This is a genomic window from Terriglobus sp. YAF25 (genome assembly GCF_052113305.1).
Lineage (GTDB): Bacteria > Acidobacteriota > Terriglobia > Terriglobales > Acidobacteriaceae > Terriglobus.
This window is the reverse complement of record NZ_JBFRCY010000485.1, coordinates 1-4,713: the sequence shown is the minus strand read 5'-3', so window position 1 is coordinate 4,713 and position 4,713 is coordinate 1. Positions and strand designations below refer to the sequence as shown.

Sequence of the window (4,713 nt, the reverse complement as noted above, 5' to 3'; positions counted from 1 at the left end):
CTACAGCCCTGACGGCAAGTATCTGCTGGCCCAGGATGAAAGCTCCATCTTTGTTCTGAATACCGCTACCCGTAAGTTGCTCTTCCGTTTTGACGCAGATGAGGCCTGGCCCGCAATGTGGAGCCCGGATTCGAAACGGATTGTCTTTCATACGCCTAAGTTGCATATCGAAGAGTGGGATGTTGAACAGCAGAAGCTGCGCGTGGCGCGTGAGTTGGTCACAAGAAATGATTGCGTGCAGACAGCTCTTTCGCCCGACGGGCGAACATTGATCTGTGTCGCCTTTGGGGAGCTAGCGGAACTTACGGTGCGGTTGCCCTTCGATCTCTATCTGCTTGATACGGAGAGTAGCCAACAGATCTTTGTGAAAAAAGATTTTGCCAGCATTGGTGGGTATACCGCTTATTTCTGGTCGTTCCTGCACGCACTTGGAGGAACAGTACAGCCGGTCTACCTGGCATTTTCTCAGGATGGAAATACCGTGGTGCTAGGCAATGGCGTCGGCAAGCTTGCGTTTGATCTGCGCAGCAGAAGTGAAATTCCACTAGGTGGAGACTTTAAGAACAAGGTAAGTGGTCCGTTTGCTTTTCAGGCCAGCGGCATTGCCGGAATCGATTTCTTTGAACCGAAGAACTCCGGGCTATTCAGCTTTCCCGACGGACACCGCATCTCGAAAGCAAGTCTCAACGTAAGGGATCTGGCAAGTGTTTCCTCCGGAGACCTTGTCAGCACATTAGGGAAGGATGACTCCCGGATCGTGCTGGATTTCAAAACGGAGCAGGGTGTTTTGCGAACAAAGGCCACCTTCGACATACACGGAGAAAATGTCGCTATACAAGGTGTGGATGGCGGTATTGAGCTGGGTACGATTCGTCCCGAGGTTAGACTTCAGGACAAGGTGGGGCTTCCGCTCAGTCCTCTTGCAAGCTTGAGAGTGATGGAACTCTCTCCGGATGGCAAATTCCTCGCGCTTTCGGGGAAGACCCGCGGTGGCGTCTGGAACGTTACAAGCGGCAAGCAAATCTATAATCTGCACGGCTATACCGGTGTTGCTTTTCATAAAGATGGCAGTCTGTATCTGGATCTTCCAAAGCGTGAAAAGCGGGAAGGCTGAATTGCAGGCTCATCCGGAACTTTCCATGCAGGCCGCAGCTCTTAAAGAACGTTCTAACGGATTAATTCTGGAACTTCTCAATGCCGATGATGGAAAGCTCAAGCAATCTGTCGTGCTGGAGAGACCACGTGCCTATGACGGTCCAGCCTGGGTCTATATGGTTGGCGATGCCGTACTGATCGAAACCTCAGACCATCGCACGCTGATCTACTCCGTAAAGACCGGAGCGATGGTGAAGCAGGTCTTCGGCTACATGGTTGCGGCAGATAGCGAATCGGGTCTGTTCTGTATCCGCAACCGCAGCAATGAAGCTTTGGTCTACGACCTCACCGGTATAGAGAAGGCGCATGTGAATGTCGGCTCTACCATCCGTTTCGCGCGCTTGAGGGACAACGGCCACAAATTGCTTCTTCTGGGTGCAGATCAGAAGCTGCGCAGCTTCGATCTCACGGCTGCTAAGAAGTAGTGCTCGGTAGGCGGCGAGCCATCTTCAGCAGGCGTTCGTCGAAGCCGCCGACACGGAACCAGCGGTAACCGTATGGTTCCATCTGGATGCAGTACCGCCCATCCGCATCTTCTTCAAGAAAGCTGTGATCCTTGGACAGGATATTGATAAGAGGGACACCTTCTTCCGCGCCATCTCCGATGGTGCCTGGAGCTAGCCGAAGCTCGATGGGATCAGCGCTGAAGTTGTGCAGTACGAGCGTGTGATTTCCGCGCCAGTCGTAACGGATACCGAGAATTTGGCTGCGTCCGGTATCGATGATCTGGAAGTCGCCCCATCCGATCTCGGGTGTTTCCTTACGTATGCGGATCATGCGCTCCATCCAGTCCATCAGCGAGTTCGGATCGCGGCGTTGGTCGGCGACGTTTACGTGTTGGTAGCCGTATGCTCCCGCACGAATCGTCGGTATCTTCGACCGTGTGGCCGAGGTGAAACCGCCATTACGATCATTGGTCCACTGCATGGAAGTGCGGCAGCTATAGCGCTCCGGTAGCGCCAGGTTGTCACCCATGCCGATCTCATCGCCGTAACGCAGCACGGGAGTGCCAGGCAGAGAAAAGAGCAGGGAGTAGGCATGTTCCAGCCGCCGTCGATCGCCATGCAGCATTGGCGCGAGGCGCCGGCGAATGCCACGGTTGTAGAGCTGCATTTCTTTGTCCGGGGCGAATACCTTGAAGACCTTGCGGCGCTGCGCTTCGGTCAAGCGGCCGAGGTCCAGTTCATCGTGATTCCGTAGAAACGTGGCCCATTGTGCGGTTGCAGGGCGTGGCTTTGTCTGCATCAGAGATCTCTGCAGCGGGCCTACATCTCCGGTTGCCAGCGAATAGAACAGGTGTTGGTTGACATTGAAGTTGAACATCATCGACAGGCGTTCACCGGCTTCGCCAAAGTACTGCATATCCGAAGAAGGCAGCACGTTCGCTTCGGCGAGGATGATGGCGTCTCCCTTGCGCCAGCTGAGAAACGCCGCAAAGGTGCGCAGCATGTCGTACTGTTCCACCGCGCGAGTAACGTCGGGGCCCTTGGTAGCGATGACAAAGGGAACGGCGTCCATGCGGAATCCGGATACACCAAGTTGAATCCAGAAACCCATGATCTTCAGGATCTCCGCCTGGACCTCGGGGTTTGAAGTATTCAGGTCTGGCTGAAAGTTATAGAAGCGATGGAAGTAGAACTCTTTGGCGGCTTCATCATAGGTCCATGTCGTTCGTTGCACCCCGGGAAAGACCATGCCGCTATTCGCATTCCTCGGCTTCTTCTTCGACCAGACGTACCAATCGCGATAAGGGGAGTCAGGGCTGCTGCGCGCAGCTTTGAACCAGGGATGCTGCGTTGAGGTATGGTTGATCACCAGATCGATCATGACCCGCATGCCGCGCTGTGCGCAGCCGTGGGCAAACTCTACAAAGTCGCCCAGAGTTCCATAACGCGGATCCACACTGTAGTAGTCCGTGATGTCGTAGCCGTCATCTTTTTGTGGAGATGGTTGAAAGGGCATCAGCCAGATGGCGGTGACGCCCAGCCCCTGAAGATAGTCCAGACATTGAATCAGGCCGCGGAAGTCGCCRATGCCGTCCCCATTGCCGTCCAGAAAACTCTCAACCGAAAGGCAGTAGACAACGGCGTTCTTATACCAGAGGTCGTTAATCATGCCTTCGGTTAGATGCTGATTATCCCGAAAAGCGAAACGGACACCGATCGGTGTCCGTTTTCTAATCTTGATGGTGCGCCCGGAAGGAGTCGAACCTCCGACCTAATGATTCGTAGTCATTCGCTCTATCCAGCTGAGCTACGGGCGCATCCCTGCACGCTGTTATGCAACCAGCGGCAACTTTTCTAAGATACCACACATCGTTGTCACCCGCGACCTGCGGTGTGGATTAGAGCTTTTCCGCTGTTGCGGGGTATCCCGGAAGTTGCGGGGTATCCCGGAAGAGGAGTGCAGCGGCGTTTTCATTGCGGAAAATGCCCATAGATGTGGAACCCCTGCACTGCACATGCAGTGAAAATGCTCTACGCCTTTGCCGGAGCAGCCGCCGGCTGTGCCGGGGGAGACGGAGGTGGCGCTGGAAGCACCAGCGTCTCCGGCTCTGCAATCTGCAGGCCGGCGCGGCGCAGCAACTGGCGGACAACCGGTTCGCCGAAGCGCGTCGCGTCATACTCCACGCGCACTGTTTTCGCGGCTTCATCGATGGCCAAGCGGCGAATGCCGTAGACCTCACGCAGGTTGTTCAGGGCCAGAACCGCGGCCTCCGCAGGAGGCACGCTGTAGCGGTAAAGAGCGTCGACCGTAGTCATATCTTCAGGGTACAGGTGCGGAGGGCGCGGTTCAAGCAGGATGCCAGGCGATCACAGTTTAGACAAGTAGTCGATCATCTCGGGATTGGTCCACTCCTGTGGTCCAATCAGCTTGCGGCGGATCACTCCCTTGCGGTCGATGATATAGGTCTCAGGAAAGCGATACGAGCCGTACAGAGCATTCGATTTTTGCTGTGCGTCGCGCACTGTCAGGAACAGGATGCGGTGTTTATCGAGAAAGCGTTTGTAGGCGTCTCCATCTTCATCCGTAGATACTGCAAGGACCTGGATATTCGGCATCTGTTCCTGCAACGCCTGCAACGACGGCATCTCTGCCACGCAAGGACCGCACCATGATGCCCAGAAGTTCAGGACGACCACCTTGCCACGGAAGTTCGATAACTTCGCGGCGTGGTCGCTATCGGTGACGGTGAAATCGGGAGCCACCCCACCGATCTGCCCGGGCTTCACGTTGCGCTCACAGGCGGTGAGCAGGAGCGACGAGGCGAGCAGGGCTGAGGTAAGAAGCTTCATAACGGGTCGCTTCCTATAATACGAGTGCTGGAGCATCTTCCCTGCAGGTGTAGTGTCGGGCTTCCATATCCTATGGGCGTTTTCCGCAATGAAAACGCCGCTGCACTCCTCTTCCGGGATACCTAGGGTGTGTCATCAAACTCGTGCCGTCAGCGCCGGGAGCAGATTTTTACGAGATCGAGGAATGAGGAGAGAACTGTAGCTGGCTTACTGGAACGACGAGCGACGAAGAGATCGGGAATCGGGGTCCCCAGTCAGCTTT

5 protein-coding genes and 1 tRNA gene are annotated in these 4,713 nt (G+C 55.5%); 2 read left to right on the top strand and 4 right to left on the bottom strand.

Annotated elements, in window-relative coordinates; translation table 11 throughout:
• A partial coding sequence (locus tag AB4043_RS18500; RefSeq protein ID WP_442307739.1) for a WD40 repeat domain-containing protein occupies nucleotides 1-1,114 on the top strand: 1,114 nt, incomplete at its 5' end.
• The gene (locus AB4043_RS18495) at nucleotides 1,095-1,580 is read left to right on the top strand and encodes a hypothetical protein (protein WP_442307738.1); all 486 of its coding nucleotides are present in this window, start codon (nucleotides 1,095-1,097) and stop codon (nucleotides 1,578-1,580) included. The genes AB4043_RS18500 and AB4043_RS18495, both read left to right, overlap by 20 nt.
• Here the strand turns inward: AB4043_RS18495 and AB4043_RS18490 are convergent.
• From AB4043_RS18490 to AB4043_RS18475, 4 genes are all read right to left on the bottom strand, one after another.
• Nucleotides 1,570-3,270 carry an alpha-amylase family protein gene (locus AB4043_RS18490; protein WP_442303341.1) on the bottom strand — a complete coding sequence of 567 codons (1,701 nt, stop codon included), beginning with the start codon at nucleotides 3,268-3,270 and terminating at the stop codon, nucleotides 1,570-1,572. The genes AB4043_RS18495 and AB4043_RS18490 overlap by 11 nt on opposite strands.
• 71 nt (nucleotides 3,271-3,341) lie before the next feature.
• Nucleotides 3,342-3,418, bottom strand: a tRNA-Arg gene (locus AB4043_RS18485).
• A gap of 214 nt (nucleotides 3,419-3,632) precedes the next feature.
• The gene (locus AB4043_RS18480; protein ID WP_442303342.1) at nucleotides 3,633-3,917 is read right to left on the bottom strand and encodes a hypothetical protein; all 285 of its coding nucleotides are present in this window, start codon (nucleotides 3,915-3,917) and stop codon (nucleotides 3,633-3,635) included.
• Nucleotides 3,918-3,968: 51 nt separating this feature from the next.
• Entirely contained in the window at nucleotides 3,969-4,451 is a 483-nt protein-coding gene (locus AB4043_RS18475; RefSeq protein WP_442303343.1) for a TlpA family protein disulfide reductase, read from the bottom strand.
• Between the last annotated feature and the right edge of the window lie 262 nt (nucleotides 4,452-4,713).

What these genes read in the sequence shown, in the direction of transcription:
- AB4043_RS18480 (WP_442303342.1), bottom strand. Translation starts at nt 3,917, where the DNA reads ATGACTACGGTCGACGCTCTTTACCGCTACAGCGTGCCTCCTGCGGAG.
- AB4043_RS18475 (WP_442303343.1), bottom strand. Translation starts at nt 4,451, where the DNA reads ATGAAGCTTCTTACCTCAGCCCTGCTCGCCTCGTCGCTCCTGCTCACC.